This window comes from Bradyrhizobium liaoningense (assembly GCF_018130825.1).
Lineage (GTDB): Bacteria > Pseudomonadota > Alphaproteobacteria > Rhizobiales > Xanthobacteraceae > Bradyrhizobium > Bradyrhizobium liaoningense_B.
On the sequence record NZ_JAFCJS010000003.1, the window covers coordinates 433135 to 453257 of the forward strand.

The 20123-nt window shown below is 64.6% G+C and carries 21 protein-coding genes; 8 read left to right on the forward strand and 13 right to left on the reverse strand.

Annotated elements, in window-relative coordinates:
* Nucleotides 1–176: 176 nt before the first annotated feature.
* Nucleotides 177–1439, reverse strand: a complete 1263-nt coding sequence (locus JQ603_RS15425) for an NAD(P)/FAD-dependent oxidoreductase (protein WP_212340700.1) — start codon at nt 1437–1439, stop codon at nt 177–179.
* 320 nt (nt 1440–1759) lie between these two features.
* Between JQ603_RS15425 and JQ603_RS15430 the strand changes: the two genes are divergently transcribed.
* Complete coding sequence (locus JQ603_RS15430; RefSeq protein WP_212340701.1) at nt 1760–2932, forward strand: ABC transporter substrate-binding protein; 1173 nt, start codon at nt 1760–1762, stop codon at nt 2930–2932.
* A 45-nt stretch (nt 2933–2977) separates the two neighbouring features.
* On the opposite strand, the gene JQ603_RS15435 is transcribed toward JQ603_RS15430, so the two are convergent.
* The 9 genes from JQ603_RS15435 to JQ603_RS15475 form a co-directional block, all read right to left on the reverse strand.
* On the reverse strand, nt 2978–4849 hold the full coding sequence (locus JQ603_RS15435; protein ID WP_212340702.1) for a bifunctional sugar phosphate isomerase/epimerase/4-hydroxyphenylpyruvate dioxygenase family protein: 1872 nt from the start codon (nt 4847–4849) through the stop codon (nt 2978–2980).
* Nucleotides 4846–5583, reverse strand: coding sequence for an ABC transporter ATP-binding protein (locus JQ603_RS15440; protein ID WP_212340703.1), 738 nt, complete (start codon nt 5581–5583; stop codon nt 4846–4848). Before JQ603_RS15440 ends, JQ603_RS15435 begins: the two co-directional genes overlap by 4 nt.
* 10 nt (nt 5584–5593) lie before the next feature.
* A complete protein-coding gene (locus JQ603_RS15445; RefSeq protein WP_212340704.1) occupies nt 5594–6337 on the reverse strand; it encodes an ABC transporter ATP-binding protein in 744 nt (247 codons plus the stop codon).
* Nucleotides 6334–7332 carry a branched-chain amino acid ABC transporter permease gene (locus tag JQ603_RS15450; RefSeq protein WP_212340705.1) on the reverse strand — a complete coding sequence of 333 codons (999 nt, stop codon included), beginning with the start codon at nt 7330–7332 and terminating at the stop codon, nt 6334–6336. Before JQ603_RS15450 ends, JQ603_RS15445 begins: the two co-directional genes overlap by 4 nt.
* Nucleotides 7329–8204 carry a branched-chain amino acid ABC transporter permease gene (locus JQ603_RS15455; RefSeq protein ID WP_018644484.1) on the reverse strand — a complete coding sequence of 292 codons (876 nt, stop codon included), beginning with the start codon at nt 8202–8204 and terminating at the stop codon, nt 7329–7331. Before JQ603_RS15455 ends, JQ603_RS15450 begins: the two co-directional genes overlap by 4 nt.
* 221 nt (nt 8205–8425) lie before the next feature.
* On the reverse strand, nt 8426–9556 hold the full coding sequence (locus JQ603_RS15460; protein ID WP_212340706.1) for an ABC transporter substrate-binding protein: 1131 nt from the start codon (nt 9554–9556) through the stop codon (nt 8426–8428).
* A 57-nt stretch (nt 9557–9613) separates the two neighbouring features.
* Nucleotides 9614–10492 carry a shikimate dehydrogenase gene (locus tag JQ603_RS15465; protein WP_212340708.1) on the reverse strand — a complete coding sequence of 293 codons (879 nt, stop codon included), beginning with the start codon at nt 10490–10492 and terminating at the stop codon, nt 9614–9616.
* Nucleotides 10493–10636: 144 nt separating this feature from the next.
* Nucleotides 10637–11575: a LysR family transcriptional regulator gene (locus JQ603_RS15470; protein WP_212340710.1), complete on the reverse strand. Its 939-nt coding sequence runs from the start codon at nt 11573–11575 to the stop codon at nt 10637–10639.
* A gap of 260 nt (nt 11576–11835) precedes the next feature.
* Nucleotides 11836–12012: a hypothetical protein gene (locus JQ603_RS15475; protein ID WP_212340712.1), complete on the reverse strand. Its 177-nt coding sequence runs from the start codon at nt 12010–12012 to the stop codon at nt 11836–11838.
* A 167-nt stretch (nt 12013–12179) separates the two neighbouring features.
* Here JQ603_RS15475 and JQ603_RS15480 point away from each other — a divergent pair, with 167 nt between their 5' ends.
* The 7 genes from JQ603_RS15480 to JQ603_RS15510 all read left to right on the forward strand — a co-directional run bounded on the left by JQ603_RS15480 (nt 12180) and on the right by JQ603_RS15510 (nt 17496).
* Nucleotides 12180–12908, forward strand: a complete 729-nt coding sequence (locus JQ603_RS15480; protein WP_212340714.1) for a LuxR family transcriptional regulator — start codon at nt 12180–12182, stop codon at nt 12906–12908.
* 71 nt (nt 12909–12979) lie between these two features.
* The gene (locus tag JQ603_RS15485; protein ID WP_245003635.1) at nt 12980–13651 is read left to right on the forward strand and encodes an acyl-homoserine-lactone synthase; all 672 of its coding nucleotides are present in this window, start codon (nt 12980–12982) and stop codon (nt 13649–13651) included.
* 1 nt (nt 13652) lies between these two features.
* Complete coding sequence (locus tag JQ603_RS15490; protein WP_212340716.1) at nt 13653–13871, forward strand: hypothetical protein; 219 nt, start codon at nt 13653–13655, stop codon at nt 13869–13871.
* 300 nt (nt 13872–14171) lie between these two features.
* On the forward strand, nt 14172–15089 hold the full coding sequence (locus JQ603_RS15495; RefSeq protein WP_018644491.1) for a branched-chain amino acid ABC transporter permease: 918 nt from the start codon (nt 14172–14174) through the stop codon (nt 15087–15089).
* Nucleotides 15086–16030 (forward strand): branched-chain amino acid ABC transporter permease, encoded by a 945-nt coding sequence (locus JQ603_RS15500; RefSeq protein WP_212340718.1) that lies wholly within the window; start codon nt 15086–15088, stop codon nt 16028–16030. The genes JQ603_RS15495 and JQ603_RS15500 overlap by 4 nt, the downstream gene beginning before the upstream one ends.
* The gene (locus tag JQ603_RS15505) at nt 16023–16790 is read left to right on the forward strand and encodes an ABC transporter ATP-binding protein (RefSeq protein WP_212340720.1); all 768 of its coding nucleotides are present in this window, start codon (nt 16023–16025) and stop codon (nt 16788–16790) included. The genes JQ603_RS15500 and JQ603_RS15505 overlap by 8 nt, the downstream gene beginning before the upstream one ends.
* Nucleotides 16783–17496 carry an ABC transporter ATP-binding protein gene (locus JQ603_RS15510; RefSeq protein ID WP_212340722.1) on the forward strand — a complete coding sequence of 238 codons (714 nt, stop codon included), beginning with the start codon at nt 16783–16785 and terminating at the stop codon, nt 17494–17496. The genes JQ603_RS15505 and JQ603_RS15510 overlap by 8 nt, the downstream gene beginning before the upstream one ends.
* A 181-nt stretch (nt 17497–17677) precedes the next feature.
* On the opposite strand, the gene JQ603_RS15515 is transcribed toward JQ603_RS15510, so the two are convergent.
* From JQ603_RS15515 to JQ603_RS15525, 3 genes are all read right to left on the reverse strand, one after another.
* Nucleotides 17678–18079 (reverse strand): hypothetical protein, encoded by a 402-nt coding sequence (locus JQ603_RS15515; RefSeq protein ID WP_349630741.1) that lies wholly within the window; start codon nt 18077–18079, stop codon nt 17678–17680.
* Nucleotides 18080–18224: 145 nt separating this feature from the next.
* Entirely contained in the window at nt 18225–18557 is a 333-nt protein-coding gene (locus JQ603_RS15520) for a hypothetical protein (RefSeq protein WP_212340724.1), read from the reverse strand.
* Between the two features lie 97 nt (nt 18558–18654).
* The gene (locus JQ603_RS15525; protein ID WP_212340726.1) at nt 18655–20091 is read right to left on the reverse strand and encodes a glutamine synthetase family protein; all 1437 of its coding nucleotides are present in this window, start codon (nt 20089–20091) and stop codon (nt 18655–18657) included.
* Between the last annotated feature and the right edge of the window lie 32 nt (nt 20092–20123).

Genomic DNA, 20123 nt, shown 5'->3' on the forward strand with positions numbered 1-20123 from the left:
TCTGTCACCCACCCCTGGAGGGGGAGGGTCGATCGCGCGCAGCGCGAGCGGGGTGGGGTGATCTCTCCTCACGGGCACTGCTCGAAGCGGAGAGACTGTCACCCCACCCCGTCTCGTCTCGCTTCGCTCAACATGAGCCGACCCTCCCCGTCCAGGGGAGGGTAAGAGAAACGCCGCTACACCACCTTGCTCGACCCCTGCGTGATCAACCGCGCCGCCCGCTGATCCCGCGCGTAGATCCAGAGCCAGCTCAGCGCGACGCTGAGGCGGTGGCGCAGGCCGATCAGGAAGTAGATGTGGGCGATGCCCCAGATCCACCACGCGATGGTGCCGCGCAGCTTGACCTTGCCGAAATCGATGATCGCGAGCCGCTTGCCGATCTGCGCGAGGTTGCCGGAATGCTTGTAACGGAACGCGCCTTGATTCTCGCCGCGCAGCCGTGCCTTGATGGTTTCGGCGACGTGGCGTCCCTGCTGCTTGGCGGCCGGCGCGATGCCCGGCACCGGCTTGCCGTCCCAGGCGTTGATGCTGACGGTGTCGCCGATCGCGAAGATCTCGGGATGACCTGGAATGGTGAGGTCGGCCTCGACCTGCACGCGCCCGGCGCGATCGCTCGGCGCACCGAGCCATTCGGCGGCGGGCGAGGCGCGCACGCCGGCGGCCCAGATGCGGGTCTTGGCCTCGAGCAGCTTGCCGCCGAACACGACGCCCTCGCGGTTGATCTCGGTGACGGCCTGTCCCAGCACGACCTCGACGCCGATCTTTTCCAGCGAGGCCTGCGCATACGCAGAGAGTTCGTCGGGGAAGCCCGCGAGCACGCGCGGACCGGCCTCGATCAGCACCACGCGTGCCTTGTGGGTGTCGATGTTGCGGAAGTCGGCGGGCAGGGTGTGATGCGCCATCTCGGCAATGGTGCCGGCGAGTTCGACCCCGGTCGGACCGGCGCCGACGATGACGAAGGTCAATCGCGCCGCGCGCCGCTGCGGATCGGTCTCGCGTTCGGCGCGCTCGAATGCCACCAGGATGTGCCGGCGCAAGGTGGTCGCATCCTCCAGCGTCTTCAGGCCCGGCGCCCATGCCTCCCATTCGTCATGGCCGAAATAGGCGTGCCGTGCGCCGGTCGCGAGCACCAAGGTGTCGTAAGCCACCTCGCTGCCGTCGTCGATCAGCACGCAGCGCCGCTCGGCATCGACGCCGCTCACCGTGGCAAACAGCGTCGTCACCTCGCGCCGGTCGCGCATCAAATGCCGGATCGGCCAGGCGATCTCGCTGGTCGCGAGCGAGGCAGTCGCGACCTGGTAGAGCAATGGCTGAAACAGATGGTGGTTGCGGCGGTCGATCAGCGTGATCTCGACCGGGGCGCCTGCGAGCCGATGAGTCGCCTCCAGTCCGCCGAAGCCGGCGCCGACGATGACGACGCGATGGGGATTTGCGGCCATGATGCACCTCGAATCTCGCTGCTTCTCTTACTTATTTAAGTGCGGATTGGGCCGCGCGGTCCAATAGCCGTCATCAATCGCCGCATAGGCCGGGTGTATCGACATCCCGCGAAAAAGCGCCGCAGTCCCCAGACCGGCCCTAGGCCGACCTCGGTCGAGTGAGTAGAATTATATTTCTTGCCATCGCCGATTGGGGCGAAATATGGTGCAGGGGTAGGCGCTGAGCCATTGGCGGCTCGACAGATTTTGCGTTCAATAGAGACAGGCCCGGGGCGGCGATCACCTCGTTTCCGGGACCAATAATAAGGAGGGGAGTGGTTATGAGGACGGCATTCTGGCTGGCGGGCGCAGCGGCGCTGGTGCTGGCGAGCCCGGCATTCGCCGGCGACACCATCAAGATCGGTTTCGTCTCGACCTTCAGCGGCCCGACCGCCGTGATCGGCAACGACATGCGCAACTCCTTCGAGCTCGCGCTCGACCATCTCGGCCGCAAGATGGGCGGCAAGCCGGTCGAGGTGATCTACGAGGACGACGGCCAGAAGCCCGATGTCGGCAAGCAGAAGACCGAGAAGCTGGTGCAGTCCGACAAGGTCGATTTCATCGTCGGCTACATCTGGTCGAACGTGCTCCTGGCCTCGCTCAAGACCGCGGTGGATTCGAAGACCTTCCTGATCTCGGCCAATGCCGGCCCGTCGCAGCTCGCCGGCGAGCTCTGCTCGCCTTATGTGTTCTCGACCTCGTGGCAGAACGACCAGACGCCGCAGGCGGTCGGCACCTACATGAACCAGAAGGGCGTCAAGTCCGTATTCCTGATCGGCCCGAACTATGCGGCCGGCAAGGACATGCTGGCCGGCGTCAAGAGCACCTTCAAGGGCGAGGTGGTCGGCGAGGAATATACGGTGTGGCCGAGCCAGCTGGACTTCTCCGCCGAGCTCACCAAGGCCAAGAACTCCAAGGCCGAGTCGATCTTCGTGTTCTATCCGGGCGCGGCCGGCGTCCAGTTCCTGAACCAATATGCGCAGGCCGGCATCAAGCAGCAGATCCCGCTCTACACCGCCTTCACGATCGACGAATTGTCGCTGCCGCTGCAGAAGGACAACGCGCTCGGCGTGCCCGGCGCGCAGCAATGGGTCAACGACCTGCCCAACGAGGAGAACAAGAAGTTCGTCGCCGACTACCGCAAGAAGTACACCAGCCTGCGCCCGACCTTCTACGGCGCGCAGTCCTATGATGCCGCGAACCTGATCAACAGCGCCGTGGTTGCCGTGAAGGGCGACACTTCCAAGAAGGACGAGATGAAGGCCGAGATGGAGAAGGTGAACTTCAAATCGGTGCGCGGTCCGTTCAAGTACGGCAACAACCACATCCCGATCCAGAATTTCTACCTGCAGGACGTGGTCAAGGACGCCGAAGGCCAGCTCGCGCTGAAGACCGTCGCCACCATCGTCGAGAACGACCAGGATCGTTTCCACGACAAGTGCAAGATGAAGTGAGCTCTCGCTCTTCCCCTCTCCCCGCTTGCGGGGAGAGGCGGAGACCTACACCCTTGGCATGCTCGCGGGCCGCACCTCGCGCGCCTGCGCTGCGAGCCTGATGCCGGCGTTGGCGGCGCCAAAGCCTTGATAATTCCTGCGCTCGACGATCTCGAAGAAGAAGCGCTCGTCGAAGATGTGGGTGTAGACCTGGAAGAACTCGCTGTCGCCCTCGCGGTCGTAGAGGATGTGGTTGGCGCGCAGCTGCGCCATCAGCTCGGGTGCGAGATCGTATTTGGCTTCGATGTCGTCGTAATAGTTGTCGGGGATGTCCAGGAAGTCGGCGCCGCGCTTGCGCATCGCGGCGACGGTGGCAAAAATGTCCTGGCATGCGAAGGCGACATGCTGCACGCCTGAGCCAAAGAATTCCGAGATGAAGCGCGCCGGCAGCGTGCGGTTGGCGGAGGAGCCGTTGAGCACGAAGCGCAGGCTCTGGTCGGCGTTGATGATGGCCTGGCTCTGCACGAGGCCTCTGGGATCGGCGATCTCCATCTGCGGCAGGCGCTTCAGGTCGAGGATGCCGGTGTAGAACAACAGCCAGGACAGCATCTCGTCATAGGGCATCGACTGCGCGATGTGATCGACGGCGAGCAGGGCGTCGGCGCTTGCATCGCTTGCGACTGGTTCGAAATCGGTGTCCCAGTTCTTGCCGGCCTGATCGAGGAAATAGAGCAGGCTGCCGCCGACGCCGTGGATCGCGGGAATCTCGAGCTCGCCCGGTCCGACCGGCTGGTAGAAGGTGCGCGCTTTCAGCGTCTCGGCGCGCTCCATGGCACGGCCGGCATTGTCGACGTCGAGCGCGATCGCGCAGACGCCGGGGCCATGCGTCACGTAGTGCGAATGCGCAAAACCGTCGGTCTCGCAATTGATGACGAGCTCGACCTTGCCCTGCGACCAGCGTTCCACCGCCTTGCTGCGGTGCTTGCCGCTCTTGCGGAAGCCGAGCTGCGAGAACAGGTGGGCGAGCTCGCCGGCCTTGCTCTCGTTGACGGCAAACTCGATGAACCCCGTGCCGCGGCTCTTCGCCTTCGGCGCCAGCGGCTCGCCGGCAAATTTCGGCCAGTCCGGTGCGAGCTGGTCTTCCAGCAGGATCAGCGAACGCAAGCCGTCGACCGCGGTCTGCGCCGCCGAGCCGGCGCGGAACTGGTCGTTGAAGATCTCCAGCGACAGTGGCCCGGCATAGCCGGTCGCCGCAATCGCTTGCATGAACTCGCCGACCGGCAGATCGCCCTGGCCGGGGAAGGAGCGGAAATGTCGGCTCCACGAGAGAATGTCGAGCTCGAGTTTTGGCGCGTCGGCAAGCTGGACCAGAAAGATCTTGTCGCCGGGGATCGAGGCCATGGCGCGGGTCGGAAAGCCCGGCGCCAGCGCATGAAAGCTGTCGAGGATGACGCCGATCGCGGGATGATCGGCGCGGCGCACGATCTCCCAGGCATCACGATAGTCGTTGACGTGGCGGCCCCAGGCCAGCGCCTCGTAGCCGACACGCAAGCCACGTTTTGCGGCATGCTCGCCGAGCTCGCGAAAATCGTCCGCTGAGCGATCGATGCCGCCGAGCGAGGCGGGCGACACGTTGGAGCAGATCAGCAAGAGATCGGTGCCGAGCTCCTGCATCAGATCGAACTTGCGCATCGCGCGTGCGAAATTGCGCGCGCGCTGCGGCTCCGGCATGCCCTCGAAATCACGGAACGGCTGGAACGCGCAGATTTTGAGATTGAGGTCGCCGCAGAGCTTTGCGATGTCGCGCGGCCCTGCGCCGAACGACAGCAGATCGTTCTCGAATATTTCGACCTCGTCGAAGCCGGCGGCGGCGATGGCGCGGAGCTTTTCGTCCAGCGCTCCTGAGAGAGAGACGGTCGCGATCGAGCGTGTGTTCATGCTGCGTTGTCCTCCATCGCGCCCCCAAGGAACAATTGTCCAATGCGGGGATCGTTCAAAATGCGCTCCGCCTTGTCGACCATGCGGGTCTGGCCAAGCTCGAGCACGATGCCGATGTCGGAAATCTCCAGCGCGGAGCGCGCGTTCTGCTCGATCATCAGGATGGTGACGCCGCGGTCGCGCAAGCTCTTGAGGATGTCGAAGGTCTGCTGCACCATCAGCGGCGACAGGCCGATCGAGGGCTCGTCGATCAGCACCAGCTTCGGTTCGAGCAGCAGCGATCGGGCGATCTCGAGCTGCTTCTGCTCGCCGCCGGAGAGCGTCGAGGCCTGCTGCGCCGATTTGCGGCGCAGCGCCGGAAACAGGTCGAGGGCCGCCTCGATGCGCTTGGGCAGGTCGATGCCATTCCCGGCGGAAACCCCGCCAAGCTCGATATTGCTGCGGACCGAGAGCTCCGGGAAGATGTTGCGGCCCTGCGGCACGTAGCAGATGCCGGCATTGAGCAGCGCGCGCTGGCTCAGATTGGTGACGTCGCGGCCGGCAAAGCTGATCTTGCCGTCGCGCAGCTTGAGCAGGCCGAAGATTGCCTTGAACACGGTGGATTTGCCGGCGCCGTTGGGGCCGATGATCGTGGTGATGGTCGCCGGCGGCACCGAGAGTGTCGTGCCGTTCAAGATCGTCATCTTGCCGTAGCCGCCGACGAGGTTGTGAACCGAGAGGATCGGATCGCTCATGGTGACCTCCTCAATGTCCGAGATAGGCTTCGATCACGGCGGGGTTCTTGCGAACCTCGTCGGGACGTCCCATCGCCAGCACCTTGCCTTCCGCCATCACCATCACGCGCGAGCACAGCGACATCACGAACTCCATGTTGTGCTCGATCACGACGAACGTCGCGTTCTTCTCGCGGTTGATCGCGACCAGCCGCTCTTTGAGATCCGCCAGCATCGACGGGTTGACGCCACCGGCGGGCTCGTCGAGCAGCACGAGGCGCGGTCCGCCCATGAAGGCCATGGCGGCATCGAGCAGTTTTTGCTGGCCGTAGGACAGGCCGCCGGCAGGCTCGTCGGCGAGATGGTCGAGCTTGAAGAAGCCGATCATCTGGTTGGCGGCTCCGGTCAGCCCCGCATCGGAGCGGCCGACCAGGCGCGAGGCCATGTTGCCCTGGTGCTCTTGCCCGGCGAGGATCAGGTTCTCGCGCACCGAGAGTTTTGGGAACACTTGCAGCAGCTGGAAGGTGCGGCTGACCCCGAGCTTGTTGAGCTCGGAGGGACGCAGGCCGGTGACGATCTGGCCGTCGAGCTTCACCTCGCCGCCCGATGGCGTGAGCTGGCCGAGGATGCAGTTGAAGAGCGTGGACTTGCCGCAGCCATTCGGGCCGATCAGGCCGAGGATCTCGCCTTCGCGCACGTCGAAGCTGACGCCGTTGACGGCGTGGATGCCGCCAAAGCTCTTCTTGATGTCGGTGACTTCGAGGACCGCGCTCATTGCACCGTCTCCAGGCGCGACTTGGCGACGGCGCGCAGCGCGGAGGCCGCCTTGGTCCGCCGCGCCGCCATGTAACGATCGAGGATTCCCAGAATGCCGGTCGGCGACCAGATCAAGAGCAGCATCACCGCGACCGCGTAGAGCATCAAGTAGTAGCCCTCGGTGAAGCGCAGCCATTCCGGCAGCAGCACCGCGATCATGGCGCCGAGGAACGGACCGAAATAGAAGCCGGCGCCGCCGACGATCACCATCATCAGGAGGTCGAGCGAGAGCGACAGGTTGAAGGGAACAGGATCGATATATTGCGTCAGCGGCGCATAGAGCGCGCCGGCGACGCCGCCGAGCGCCGAGCCGATCGCGAACGCCATCAGCGTGTAGCGCCGCGTGTCGATGCCGAGCGATTGCGCGCGCAAGGGATTCTCGCGCAGTGCCATGAAGGCGCGGCCCCAGGGCGAGCGGATCAGCCACCACACCGCCAGCGACACGATCGCGAGCGAGCCGAGGCAGACATAGTAGAACGGCAGCGGCTTGTTGGTCGCGATGCCGAAGATGTGCGGACGCGGAATGTTGGAGATGCCGTAGATGCCGCCGGTCAGCCAGCTCTCGTTGCGGAACACCAGGAAGGCGAGGGTGGAGAAGGCGAGCGTGACGAAGGCGAGATAGTGGTGCTGCACGCGCAGCGCGGGATAGCCGAGCACCCAGCCGACCGCGAAGCTCAAGGCGATCGCGACCAGGATCGCGGCCGGCAGCGGCCAGCCATGGGTGGTCATGATCGCGGCGGCATAGGCGCCGATGCCGACGAAGGCACCCTGCGCCAGCGAGACCTGGCCGGCATAGCCGAGCGTGAGGTTGAGACCCATCGCGGCGATGCTCATCACCGCCCATTGGCTCAGGATGAACAGGCCGTAGCGGTTGAAGTTCATGGGGATGAAGATCAGGCCGGCGATGACGGCAAGGCCGAGCGCGATCTTTAACGGTTTGGCGAAGCCGCTCATACGGTGCGCTCCTCGGCGCGGCCGAGCAAGCCCTGCGGCCGGAACAGGATGACGGCGATCAGGAAGATCATCGGCACGGCGGCGCGGTACTGCGTCGAGACATAGGCGGCCGCGAGATTGTCGAGCACGCCGATCAGGAGGCCGCCGGCGATCGCGCCGCGGACCTGGTTGAAGCCGCCGACGATCGCCGCGATGAAGGCGGCCTGGCCCAGCACCTCGCCGGAGGAGAACTTTGCGAGGTAGATCGGTGTGATCAGCAGCGAGGCCAGCGCGACCAGGAAGGCGTTGATCAGGAAGGTCAGGAGGATCATGCGCTCGACGGGTACGCCGATGATGCGCGCGACCGTCGGGTTCTGCGCCGCGGCCTGCATCTGGTGGCCGAGCGAGGTACGGTTCAGCAGCGTGGTCAGGCCAAGAACGGCGAGAATGGCGACGGCGAGGACGCCAATGCTTTGCAGCGAGACGGCGTGGCCGAGGATGGAGATGTCGCCGGTCGGCACGATCGACGGGAAGGGCGAGGCTTCGGCGCTGAAGAACTGCTTGACGGCTTCCTTGATGCCGATCGCGAGCGCCATGGTCGCGATCGCCAGCGGCAGCACGCCATGGCGCATCATCGGATCGACCAGCAGCATCTTGAAGGCAAGGCCCAGCAGGATCATCGAGAGCAGGATGCCGAGGATGATCGCGAGCCAGAACGGCGCGCCGGCATGCATCGCCGCCAGCATCAGGAACGCCGGCAGCATCACGAACTCGCCCTGCGCGAAATTGATGGTCTGCGAGGTTTGCCACAGCAACGTGAAGCCGACCGCGACCAGCGCGTAGATCGCGCCGGTGGCCAGTCCTGCGACCAGAAGATCGAATAGGTTGGACATGTTCCCCTCTCGCGTCCCTTCCCCCTCTCCCCGCTTGCGGGGAGAGGCGTAGGCGGCCTACGGCCGCCGTTCTTGAGAACGCCGATGCGAAGCATCGGCTACGGTGAGGGGGAGTCTCCGCGAGGTCGCTGATAGTTGGACTCGTGGAGGCTCCCCCTCACCCGGAATTTGCTAGGCAAATTCCGGCCTCTCCCCGCGTGCGGGGAGAGGCGAAGAAGCCCTCACTTCACCTTCGGCAGCACTTGCTTCACGACCTGCTTGCCTTCGACCACCTCGACCAGGAAGCTCTGGCGGTCGATGTCGCCGGTGTCGCTGAAGGTGACGTCCATCAGGATGCCCGGCTCGTCCGCGGCCTTGATGGTCAGGCCGTGCAGCGTCTCGGCGAACTTCTTCGGGTCGACCTTGCCCATCTTCTCGGTGGTGGCCTTCACCATGTAGACGGCGAGGTAGCCCTTCAGGCCGTTATGGTCAGGGACGTAATTGTACTTCTTGGAAAACTTCTCGCGGAACGCCTTGATCAGATCGACCGGCGCATCGGTGGTGAGGCCGACATGGCCACGTGCGCCGTTGGCGGCTTCGCCTGCAAGCTCGATCACCTTCTGGCCGATCAGCGTGGTCTCGCCCATCAGCGGCGCGGTGACGCCCTGGCGCTTCAGCTCTTTCAGGATGCGCGCGCTCTCTTCCTCGTTGAGATAGACGAACACCGCGTCGGGATTGGCGGCCTTGATCTTGCCGACGTCGGCGGCGAAGTCGGCCTGGCCTGCTTCGGTCGACAGATCCGCGACCACCTTGGAGCCGAGCCGGTCGAGCTCCTTGACGACGACGTCGCGGCCGCCGCGGCCGAAGTCGTTGTTGACCCAGACCACCGCGACGGTCTTCGCCTTCATCTCGTCGTGAATGTACTTTGCGACCTTCGGCATCGACGATTGCTGGCCGAACGAGGTGCGGAACAGGAACTTGTTGCCGGCTTGCGTCAGCTCGGCGGCTTCGCCGCCCATGATCTGCGCGATGCCGGCTTCGGCCGCGAGCGGCGCGGTGACCTTCACCGAGCCGGAATAGCCGGGTCCGAGCAGCACATAGGGCTCGGCGTCGAGCGCCTTCTGCACCTGGGCGCGCGCGACGCCGGGGTTGGATTGCGAGTCGGCGTGGGTGACCTCGAGCTTGCGGCCGAGCACGCCGCCCTTGGCGTTGATCTCCTCGATCGCGAGGTCGATGCCGTTCTTCCAGTTGGTGCCGACGGTGGCGCCGCCGCCCGACAGTTCGGCGACGTCGGCGAGCTTGATCGCCTGGGCGTGGACGCTGGTTGCAGTCGCGAAGGCAAGCAGGGCGCCTGCCAGCAAGGTCGATTTCATGGTCTCTCCTCCCATTGTCGTTGATGTTGTCCGCGGCCTTGTGCCCGGCCGCTTCCGTTACGCTGCGTGATAGGTCGAACTTCGTGCCGCCATCACCTCGTCGAATGCCTCTCCCATGACTTCGGTCGATGGGGCAAGGCCGGTGAACAGTTCGAACGCGTCGGCGGCCTGGTAGATCGCAAGCTCCCGCCCGGTCATGATCCGCGCGCCCTTGGCTTTGGCCGCTGCCAGCAGCGGCGTGATCAGCGGCGAATAGACGGCGTCGGCGACCCACAGGTTTTCGCGCAGCAGCGAGGCCGGGACCGGGGTGTCCCGGTTCGGCAGCATGCCGACCGGCGTGCCGTTGACGAGGCCGGTTGCGCCGTCAAGCGCGTCCTCGACGCTCGCGGCGACCCGCGCGCCACCATGCCTCGCCAGCAGCGCGGCGAGTTTTTCGGCCCGCGCCGGCTCGCTGTCGAAGATGCGGAGATCAGTCACCTTCAGGCTCGCCAGCGCAAAGGCGATCGCCTTGCCGACGCCGCCGGTGCCGATCACGGCCACTGCATTTCCGGAAGAAGCCAGCAGCGGCGCGACCGCGCGCGCAAAGCCCGTCGTGTCGGTGTTGTGGCCGATCAGCCTGTTATCCCTGACGACGACGGTGTTGACCGCCGCCATCCTCGCCGCAGCCGGTGCCAGCTCGTCGAGTAGCGGCACCACGGCCTCCTTGTAGGGGAAGGTGACGTTGACGCCGGCAAAGCCGAGCCGCCGCACGCCTTCGAGCATCATGGCGAGGCCGGCCGCGTCGGCGCCGGCGACCTCGATGAGCTGGTAATGGCCGCGCAGGCCGAGCGCCTCGGCGGCGCGCTCATGCATGGCGGGGGACGCGGAATGCGCGATCGGCGCGCCGATCAGGCCGGTGAGGAGCTTTTTGCTGGCGGCGTATCCGCGCTTCGACATGGTTCGCAATCGTCTCGTTGGGAGCGTTCGATCCCGGCCAATAGCGGGGAAATCGACGCAAGTCCAAGGGGGCCTCCACGTGCGACGATAGTCTTTCCCCCGCCTAACACAATTACCCTTTTATCCAGCAAACCTAACATAATGTTATTTTTTCCGTCCGCGCGCCGGAGCCGCCTTGCCGTTGCCGCGGGACGGCTCGACCGCGCGCATCTCGGCGCGCAGGGATTCGATGAAATATTCGACGTGAAGCGACAGCGGCGCGCCGCGCTTGACCGCGATATAGGTGTCGAACCGCGTCGGCTCGGTGATCTTCAAGAGCTCGATTCCGGGATAACCGCCATGGGCCACCGTGAACTGGTCGATGATGGCGATGCCGAGGCCCGCCTTCACCAGCGCGCAGACCGTGGTGCCGAAGCGCGCGCGGATGGTGATGTTGTAGCCGAGCCGGTGGCGCGCGAAGATCTCGGCCATGATGCGGCCGTAAGGGTCGTTGGGATCGATGCCGATCAGCGGATAGCGGGTGATCTCGGCGGCGGAGACCTGCTTGCGGCCGGCGAGCTCGTGGCCGGGCGGGACGATGCAATAGAGCTCGCCCGAGGCGAGCGGCATGAAGTCGAGCCCGGAATGCTCCAGCCGGTAGCTCATCGCGACGCACTCGCCGCGGCCGAGCAGGAGATAGTCGATGGCCTCCTCGAGCTTGAGGATGTTGATGTCGATGCCGAGATCGGGATAGCGACGGCGGACGCGCTCGATCGCGCGCGGCACCATGACCTGCGAGATGCTCGGCACCGACCCGATGCGCAGCTCCGACAACCCGCCGCGGCCGATCTTGGAGATGATCTCGGAGAGATCGTCGACCTTCTTGTAGACGCCGTTGATCTGCTCGAAGATGTTCTCGGCTTCCGGCGTCGGGAAGTAGCGGCCGTTCTGGCGCTGGAAGAAGCGGATGCCGAGCGAGCGCTCGGTGTATTTGACGAGGCGGCTGATCCCCGGCGCCGAGACGTTGAGCAGCTTCGCCGCGCCGCCTATGGTGCCCGTCACCATCACGGCACGGATCACTTCAACCTGGCGCAGCGTCATCATGGTCTTGGTATCCGAAAACGATCGTGGCGGCGATCATCTCACGAGAGATGCGCTGTCATCCAGCGGCAAGTGTGTGTCGACGTGGAGAGCTGCGCGCGCTGCCTTCCCCTCCAGGGGAGGGTAAGCGTGCAGCCCAATCGTGAGGGATGGCGGAGCAATTTCCCGGTCAGAGTGTTTCGACTAAAATCTGCGCGTTCAGATGGAAGGGCGTCGTCGTCGCGCGATCTTTTTGCATCGGCGTCGCTTGCTGCAACTGCGTTCTAGCTCGCCGGGCCCTCGGGCAAAATGTTGCCCGCCAACTCCGCGCGCTCGCTGTGCAGCACCTCGCGTGCGAACTCGATGATCTTCTGCTTGTTTGCCGTTTCACGCACGGCGAAAAACACGCGGTTCAATTCCAGGCCGAGCACGCTGTTGAGGGCGATGTTCTCGTCGTCCATCGTTGCTTTCCCGCTTTCTACGCCTTTAGGTGTAACTTGAGGTCACTTCTTCCACAAGTAGATTAAGGCCTTGGAGCAGGTCCCCACCGGTAAACTACGGGACCAGCGAATTGAGGCAGCCCTCGAATACGTGCTATACGGGACGGTGTGGGTCAGGGAATGCACCGATGTCCGCCGTAGACTATGGCCGGGAGGCGCTCGACTTCATTGAAGGCCTTGGAGCTTATCGCGCCGTCCCAGACGCGATGAATGCGCTTGAATCAGCCTTCGGTCGCTTCGGCTTCGAAACCATCATCGTGACGGGCCTGCCGAATCCCGATCAGCGCTTTGCGCAGATGGTGCTCGCCAAGCGCTGGCCCGCGGGCTGGTTCAACCTGTATACCCAGAACAATTACGACCGCGTCGACCCGGTGGTGCGGCTGTGCCGGCAATCGGTCAATCCGTTCGAATGGTCGGAAGCTCCCTATGACGCCGAGCTCGAGCCTGATGCGGCCGAGGTGATGAACCGCGCCGGCGATTTTCGCATGTCGCGCGGCTTCATTGTGCCGATCCACGGGCTCACCGGCTATGAAGCCGCTGTGTCGCTTGGCGGCGTTCATCTCGACCTCAATCCCCGCAGCAAGCCGGCGCTGCACCTGATGGCGATGTATGGCTTCGACCACATCCGCCGTCTGCTCGAGCCGGCGCCGTATCCCTCGACGCGTCTCACCCCGCGCGAGCGCGAGGTGATCTCGTGGGCCTCGCAGGGCAAGTCGGCCTGGGAGATCGGCGAGATCCTGCACATCACGCAGCGCACGGCCGAAGAGCATCTTGCAACCGCCGCGCGCAAGCTCGGCGCGGTCAACCGCACGCATGCAGTGGCGCTGGCGATTCGCGGTAAAATCATCAATCCGTAAGCGACGTACTGGGAAATTTCCCAATATCGAACCTGCGTCTTTTGGCAGATTCTTTCCCCCATTGAGGCTGAATGGGGGTTTTCATGATTCACGCAATTTCCGCGGTCAATCGCCACCTTTACGAAGACGTACTCGAGCAACATTTCAGGCTGCGCCACGACATCTTCGTCGAGGAGCGGCGCTGGGAGACACTGCGCCGGCCTGATGGCCGCGAGATCGATTCCTATGACGACGAGGACACTGTTTATCTGCTTGCGCTGGAGGGCCGGCGCGTCGTCGGCGGCCACCGGCTCTATCCGACGACCAAGCCTTCGATGATGAGCGAGGTCTTCCCGCATTTGGCGGCGGTGCGCGGCTGCCCTTCGGATCCGCTGGTCTGGGAGTGGTCACGCTACTTCGTCGTCCGCGACCGGCGCGACGGCGCTCTCAACCTGCAACTGATGGCGGCGGTGCAGGAGTTCTGTCTCAATCAGGGAATCGCGCAGGTCAGCGCGATCATGGAAACCTGGTGGTTGCCGCGCTTCCACGAGGCGGGCTTCGTCGTGACGCCGCTCGGCCTGCCGGCTCTGGTGGAGGACGCATGGACCATGGCGGCCACCATCGATATTCGACGACAGACGCTCGATGCCCTGCATGATCGCATCGGCATGGCTTCCGTCGTGCAGCAGGACGGCCCGCGTCTGGACGCCGTCGCCCGTGCCAACCTCTGCGGTCTTGCTGCCGCACAACGAAAGAGCGCCTGAGATGTCGAACATGATGCGGGACAGCCAGATCATGGCGCAAACCCAGGACGAGAACCTCGGCTACATGTCCGACATGGCACTCGAGCTCGCGCAGATGGCGGAAGACTCCGGACTGACGACGCTCGCCTATCTGTTCCGGATGGCGGCACTGGAGGCATCGACCGTCAACAGCGTGCTCGCCGAGCCGGACGATTTTCCTCAGCAGATGACGTCGCACTAGACGCATCCTTCCTTCATTCGACGACGTGCGCACCCTCTCCCCGGTCGGGGGGAGGGTGATGTCATTTGGGTGCGGCAGGTTGCCCCATCCTGTGCGGCAGCCTTTTTGCATTGCGAGGCGCGTCTCGGCCGCGTGTGCCGGGATGCAACAAAGTGCATGTTTGGTGTCGAATCGCTCTTGCCTCGGAACGATACTGCCATTACCCATTTTTCCGCCTTGATGAGGCAGGGGGAGCTCTTTCACTGATGGCGACTGTGTTCGAACATCGGCGCGCGTCCGGATGCGCCTGAAAGAGTCTTGATGCTGCTCGTCGTCGAACAGTTCTTGAACGGATTGCAGTTCGGCCTGCTCCTGTTCCTGCTCGCCGCCGGCCTGACGCTGGTGTTCGGGATCATGGATCTCGTCAACCTCGCGCACGGCTCGCTCTACATGATGGGCGCCTATTTCGCCGCGACCTTCGCGGCATGGACCGGCAGCTTCCTGCTCGGTGCGCTGATGGCGCTAGGGGCTACGCTCGTGCTCGGCATCGTGCTCGAGGTGACGGCGCTGCGGCATCTGTACGGCCGCGACCATCTCGACCATGTGCTCGCGACCTTCGGCCTGATCCTGTTCTTCAATGAAGCCGTGCGGCTGATCTGGGGCCCGGCGGGTCTCGCGCTGCCCTTGCCAGCCTGGCTCACCGTGCCGGTGCCGATCCTGCCCGGCATTCACTATCCCGCCTATCGCCTCGCCATCATCGCCGTGGCGCTGCTGGTCGCGCTGCTGCTCTATCTCGGCGTGATGCGCACCCGCATCGGCATGCTGATCCGCGCCGGCGCCTCCAACCGCGAGATGATCGGCGCGCTCGGCATCAACATCAAGCTGCTCTACACGCTGGTGTTCGGCCTGGGGGCCGCGCTCGCCGGCCTTGCCGGCCTGATGCAGGCGCCGATCCTCACCGTGCAGATCGGCATGGGCGAGAACATTCTGATCCTCGCCTTCGTCATCATCGTGATCGGCGGCATCGGCTCGATCCGCGGCGCGTTCCTGGCCGCGATCTTCGTCGGCATGATCGACACGCTCGGCCGCGCCTTCCTGCCGAACCTGTTGCGGCAGGTGCTGAGCGGCGCCGCTGCCTCCACCGCCGCGCCCGCGCTGTCCTCCATGCTGATCTATCTCCTGATGGCGATCGTGCTGGTGGTGCGGCCGGAGGGGCTGTTTCCGGCCAATCGTCGATGAAGAGTCTGAGCGTGAGCAAGGCCGTCACGGCCCTGATGCTGGCGGGCCTCGTGCTGCTGCCGCTCTATTCGTCTCTCACCGGCAACGTCTTCATCCTGACGCTGTTCACCCGCATCGTCATCCTGGCGCTGGCGGCGGCGAGCCTCAACCTCATCATGGGCTTTGGCGGCATGATGAGCTTTGGCCACGCCGCCTATCTCGGCATCGGCGGCTACGCGGTCGGCATGCTCGCGCAGGAAGGCGTAGGGAGCGGCTTCATCCAGTTCCCGGTCGCCCTCGCGGCCTCCGCGATCTATGCGCTCGTAATCGGCGCGCTCTCTCTGCGCACCCGCGGCGTCTACTTCATCATGATCACGCTCGCTTTCGCGCAGATGGCCTATTACGTCGCCTCGGGCCTGGCGCGCTATGGCGGCGATGACGGTCTCACCGTCTACAAGCGCAGCGACTTCTCCGGGCTGATCAACCTGTCGGACCGCACGCAGTTCTACTATCTTTGCCTCGCCTGCCTCTTTGGCGTGATCTTCCTGATCTGGCGCATCGTCAATTCGCGCTTCGGCCTCGTGGTGCAGGGGCTGCGCTCCAACGAGCAGCGCATGCAGGCGATCGGCTTTCCGGCCAAGCGCTACCAGCTGGTCTGCTTCGTCATATCAGGCACGATGTGCGGCCTTGCCGGCGCGCTGCTCGCCAACAACACCGATTTCGTCAGTCCGGCCGTGATGTACTGGACCCGTTCCGGCGACCTCATGGTGATGGTGATCCTGGGGGGCATGGGCACGCTGTTCGGTCCGATCATGGGCGCGGTGGTGTTCCTGCTGCTGGAAGAGTTCCTGTCGCAGATCACCGAATATTGGGCGCTGATCATGGGCCCGCTGCTGCTGCTGATCGTGCTGTTCGGCCGCGGCGGCATCATGGGCGTGCTCGGGAGGGCTGGCCGTGGCTGAACCCTTGCTCCGCGTCGAAAAGCTGGTGCGCCGCTTCGGCGGCATCATTGCCACGGACAACGTCTCGCTCGACGTCGCGGCCGGTGAGCTGCACGCCATCATCGGCCCGAACGGCGCCGGCAAGACCACGCTGATCAGCCAGCTCACCGGGCACCTCGAGCCGCATTCCGGCAGCGTCCGGCTTGCGGGGCGCGACATCACCTATTTGCCGGCCTACCGCCGCTGCGCGCTCGGCCTCGCGCGCTCGTTCCAGATCACCTCGCTGCTGCTCGACTTCACCGCCGCCGACAATGTCGCGCTGGCGGCGCAGGCGCATGCCGGCACCTCGTTCCGCTTCTTCGCCAATGCGCGCAAGGAGAAGGGCCTGCGCGATGCCGCGCACGCCGCGCTCGACCGCGTCGGTCTCGGCCATCGTGCCGATGTCGTCGTGAACAGGCTCAGCCATGGCGAGCGTCGCCAGATCGAGCTTGCGGTCGCGCTCGCAAGCAAGCCGAAGCTCTTGCTGCTCGACGAGCCGATGGCGGGCCTTGGCGTGACTGAATCGCAGCGCATGGTGCAACTGCTCCAGGAACTGCGCAAGGAGGTCTCGATCGTGCTGGTCGAGCATGACATGCCCGCGGTGTTCGCGCTGGCCGACCGCATCTCCGTGCTGGTCTATGGCCGCGTCATTGCCTCCGGCGATCCGGCCGCGATCCGCGCCAACGAAGAGGTCAAGCGCGCCTATCTCGGCGACCAGCATGTGGTGACGCATCATGGCTGACACGCTGCTCGAGGTCGACGGCATCGAGACCTGCTACGGCCTCTCCCAGGTGCTGTTCGGCCTGTCGCTCTCGATCAGCTCGGGCGAGATGGTCTCGCTGATGGGCCGCAACGGCATGGGCAAGACCACGACCATCCGCTCCATCATGGGCCTGACGCCGGCGCGATCAGGTGCGATCCGGTTTGCGGGCGCCGAGGTGCGTCAGCTGCCGTCCTACAGAATTGCAAAACTCGGCGTCGGCCTGGTCCCCGAGGGGCGGCAGATCTTCCCGAACCTCACCGTGCGCGAAAATCTTGTCGCCGCCGCCGCGGACCGTTTCGACAGCCCCAATCCGTGGACGCTGGCCGCGATCTACTCCCTGTTCCCGCGGCTTGCGGAGCGCGCCGCCAACATGGGCAACCAGCTCTCCGGCGGCGAGCAGCAGATGCTCGCGATCGGCCGCGCGCTGATGACCAACCCGAAGCTGCTGATCCTGGATGAAGCGACCGAGGGTCTCGCGCCCTTGATCCGCGAAGAGATCTGGAACTGCCTGTCGCTGCTCAAGAGCCGCGGACAGTCGATCCTGGTCGTCGACAAGAACGTCGACCACCTCGCCCGCATCTGCGACCGCCACTACATCATCGAGCGCGGCAAGACGGTGTGGAGCGGCACGTCCAACGAGCTGATGGCCGAGCCGGACCTGCAGCATAAGTATCTGGGGATTTAGCGCTGTCACCGGCGAGGTGAGGTGCGGAATGCCGGCGCCTCAGCGTCGTCCTGGCGAAAGCCAGGACCCATACCGCGTGATCTATTGGCTGCGGTCGGTATCGGTACCGGGTGAGGAGTCTTCGCCAAACCTCTCCCTGGGGTAATGGGTCCTGGCTTTCGCCAGGACGACATCGGGGCCATCACCAATAGATCCCATGCCGATGCAGCTCGCGGATCACGCGCGCCTCAGTGGACGGCTGCCGGCGCTTCGGCTTGGCGGTTTCGGTCGCGGCGGGCCGGGCGGGCGCTGTGGCGGCTGGAGCTGCTGTGGCCGGCGCTGTCGATGCTGTCGGAGCGGTCGCAGCTGTTGACGTTGGCGCGGTCGTCGCCGTCTGCACATTCGTGGTCTGCGGTGCCGGCGGGGCCTGGGTGGTCGGTGGCGCCGTCGCTGTCGTGGCGGTCTGCTCCGTCGCCTGCTGGCTGGCACTGCTGGCGGCCAGGCTCAGGCTTCGCGAACCGCCGGCGTAAGCTCCGGTTGCGAGCAGCGACATCGCTGCGATCAGGATCAGCTTGATCAGCTTGCGCATGATAACCCCCGTCATCTGGTCAATCCGTCTTACCCAATTCGTCTGCACCGGCGACTAACGCGTGAAACGATGCATCCCGATCTCGATCAGGGTGGCCCGGCAGGACAGGCGATAAATCAGGCTGAACAATCGACCCCACATGATCGAACTCCATTGTTGATCACGCCGTCGACTTATAGACCGCGCGCTTTTCCGGCGTTTTTCTCGGCTTCGGGAAAATGGCTTCGTCCGGAATGGCACGATGTCGTCGGAACATTCCGGATGAAGTCGCCTCACAGGGGTGTGAGCACTGCATCGGGTAGAGGCCGGCCGGATTCCGATAGAGGCCGGTAGTTCTCCCGAGATGAAGCGCGCGCGGTGCGGCGATATCGTGCGGCGTCTTCAGGCTGGGCTGTTGAATGAGTTCCGATCGCGAAGAAAACCCGCCGATCCTCATCTGCTCAAAATGCGGGAGGCCAATGAAGTTCCTGGCGACACTACCGGGAATAGTCACGTTGCCTCCGGTGCACGCCTATATTTGTGTCCCGTGTGGTCGCATCGACACGATCCAGCTGAAGTAGGTCACCGGTGCCGGATTGAACCGGACTTGTTCAGAACATCTCGAAATATTCGCGATGCTCCCAGTCTGTTACTTCAGACAGGAAGCGGTCGATCTCGGCGTTCTTGATGTGGGTGTAGTAGTCGACGAATTCCGCGCCGAATTTTTCGCGGAAGAACGGGTCGTCCTTCAGTGCGGCGACGGCATCGCGCAGTGACTTCGGCAGCAGGGGTGCCTTGGTCTCGTAGGGCGTATCGGCCGATGGGCCGGGATCGAGCTTGCGGTCGACGCCGTCGAGGCCCGAGAGGATCTGCGAGGCCATATAGAGATAGGGGTTGGCGGCAGGCTCGCCGATGCGGTTCTCCAGGCGCGTTGCTGCATCATTGGCGCCGCCGAGCACGCGGATCATCACGCCGCGATTGTCGCGACCCCAGATCGCGCGGTCCGGCGCCAGCGAATAGGAGCGGTAGCGCTTGTAGCCGTTGATGGTCGGCGTGGTGAACACGGTGGAGGCGCGGGCGTGGTCGAGCAAACCGGCGAGGTATGAGCGGCCGAATGCGCTGAGCGGCTCCCCGCCGTCCTTTGCCATGAACTGGTTCTCGCTGCTCGCGCGCGAGACGATCGACTGATGCAGGTGCCAGCCGCTCGCGAACACGTTCGGCAGCTTCGGCCGGCACATGAAGGTGGCGTGATAACCGTGCCGCCGCGCGATCTGCTTCACGGCGCTGCGGAACAGCACCATGTTGTCGGCGGGCTCCAGGCCCTTTTTCGGCGCGAAGGTGAACTCGCACTGGCTCGGCCCGAACTCCACCTCGACCGAGCGCAAGGGCAACCCCAGCGCGACGACATCGCGTCGAAGAATCTCCAGCACCGGCTCCATCTGATCGAAGCGCTGCTCGGTGAGGTATTGATAGCCGTGGCTGAGCAGGCTCACCGACGGCGGCGTGCCCGGCTGTCCCGCGTCTTCCGCGCGCATGTGCGGGTCGTCGAGCTTGAAGATGTGGAATTCCACCTCGAGCCCTGCGACGAAATCGTAGCCGCGCGCGCCGAGCTCATCGAGCACGCGCTTGTAGAGCCCGCGCGTCGCGAACGGCACCGGACGACCGTCCTGGAAATAGAGGTCGCACAGCACCCAGCCCGTGGTCGGCGCCCACGGCAGCACGCGAAACGTGGCGGGATCGGCAACCATCAGCACATCGGCCGCGCCCTCCATCTCCTTCATGCCGAACCCGCCGCCCGACGTGAACACCGGAAACACCGTGCGGTGCGAGGTGTCTTTCGCCAGCATGGTCGTGGTGATGGAGCAGCCGCTCTCCAGCGAGGCGATCGCCTCGGTGGCGACGATGGTCTTGCCGCGCAAAATGCCGTGCTGGTCGGGGAAGGCGAGGCGGATGACCTCGAGGTTCTTGTCCTCGACGATGCGGCGCATGCGCGACGCTGCGTCCTTCTGCTCATCCGACCACAGCGCATGGCGCGCGACGAAAGTCACTTCATCACTCCCTCAACTGCCGTAGGGTGGGC

Excerpts from the sequence above, each read along its gene's own strand:
- JQ603_RS15425 (WP_212340700.1), bottom strand. The coding sequence starts at position 1,439 with ATGGCCGCAAATCCCCATCGCGTCGTCATCGTCGGCGCCGGCTTCGGC.
- JQ603_RS15430 (WP_212340701.1), top strand. The coding sequence starts at position 1,760 with ATGAGGACGGCATTCTGGCTGGCGGGCGCAGCGGCGCTGGTGCTGGCG.
- JQ603_RS15435 (WP_212340702.1), bottom strand. The coding sequence starts at position 4,849 with ATGAACACACGCTCGATCGCGACCGTCTCTCTCTCAGGAGCGCTGGAC.
- JQ603_RS15440 (WP_212340703.1), bottom strand. The coding sequence starts at position 5,583 with ATGAGCGATCCGATCCTCTCGGTTCACAACCTCGTCGGCGGCTACGGC.
- JQ603_RS15445 (WP_212340704.1), bottom strand. The coding sequence starts at position 6,337 with ATGAGCGCGGTCCTCGAAGTCACCGACATCAAGAAGAGCTTTGGCGGC.
- JQ603_RS15450 (WP_212340705.1), bottom strand. The coding sequence starts at position 7,332 with ATGAGCGGCTTCGCCAAACCGTTAAAGATCGCGCTCGGCCTTGCCGTC.
- JQ603_RS15455 (WP_018644484.1), bottom strand. The coding sequence starts at position 8,204 with ATGTCCAACCTATTCGATCTTCTGGTCGCAGGACTGGCCACCGGCGCG.
- JQ603_RS15460 (WP_212340706.1), bottom strand. The coding sequence starts at position 9,556 with ATGAAATCGACCTTGCTGGCAGGCGCCCTGCTTGCCTTCGCGACTGCA.
- JQ603_RS15465 (WP_212340708.1), bottom strand. The coding sequence starts at position 10,492 with ATGTCGAAGCGCGGATACGCCGCCAGCAAAAAGCTCCTCACCGGCCTG.
- JQ603_RS15470 (WP_212340710.1), bottom strand. The coding sequence starts at position 11,575 with ATGATGACGCTGCGCCAGGTTGAAGTGATCCGTGCCGTGATGGTGACG.
- JQ603_RS15475 (WP_212340712.1), bottom strand. The coding sequence starts at position 12,012 with ATGGACGACGAGAACATCGCCCTCAACAGCGTGCTCGGCCTGGAATTG.
- JQ603_RS15480 (WP_212340714.1), top strand. The coding sequence starts at position 12,180 with ATGTCCGCCGTAGACTATGGCCGGGAGGCGCTCGACTTCATTGAAGGC.
- JQ603_RS15485 (WP_245003635.1), top strand. The coding sequence starts at position 12,980 with ATGGGGGTTTTCATGATTCACGCAATTTCCGCGGTCAATCGCCACCTT.
- JQ603_RS15490 (WP_212340716.1), top strand. The coding sequence starts at position 13,653 with ATGTCGAACATGATGCGGGACAGCCAGATCATGGCGCAAACCCAGGAC.
- JQ603_RS15495 (WP_018644491.1), top strand. The coding sequence starts at position 14,172 with ATGCTGCTCGTCGTCGAACAGTTCTTGAACGGATTGCAGTTCGGCCTG.
- JQ603_RS15500 (WP_212340718.1), top strand. The coding sequence starts at position 15,086 with ATGAAGAGTCTGAGCGTGAGCAAGGCCGTCACGGCCCTGATGCTGGCG.
- JQ603_RS15510 (WP_212340722.1), top strand. The coding sequence starts at position 16,783 with ATGGCTGACACGCTGCTCGAGGTCGACGGCATCGAGACCTGCTACGGC.
- JQ603_RS15515 (WP_349630741.1), bottom strand. The coding sequence starts at position 18,079 with ATGACGGGGGTTATCATGCGCAAGCTGATCAAGCTGATCCTGATCGCA.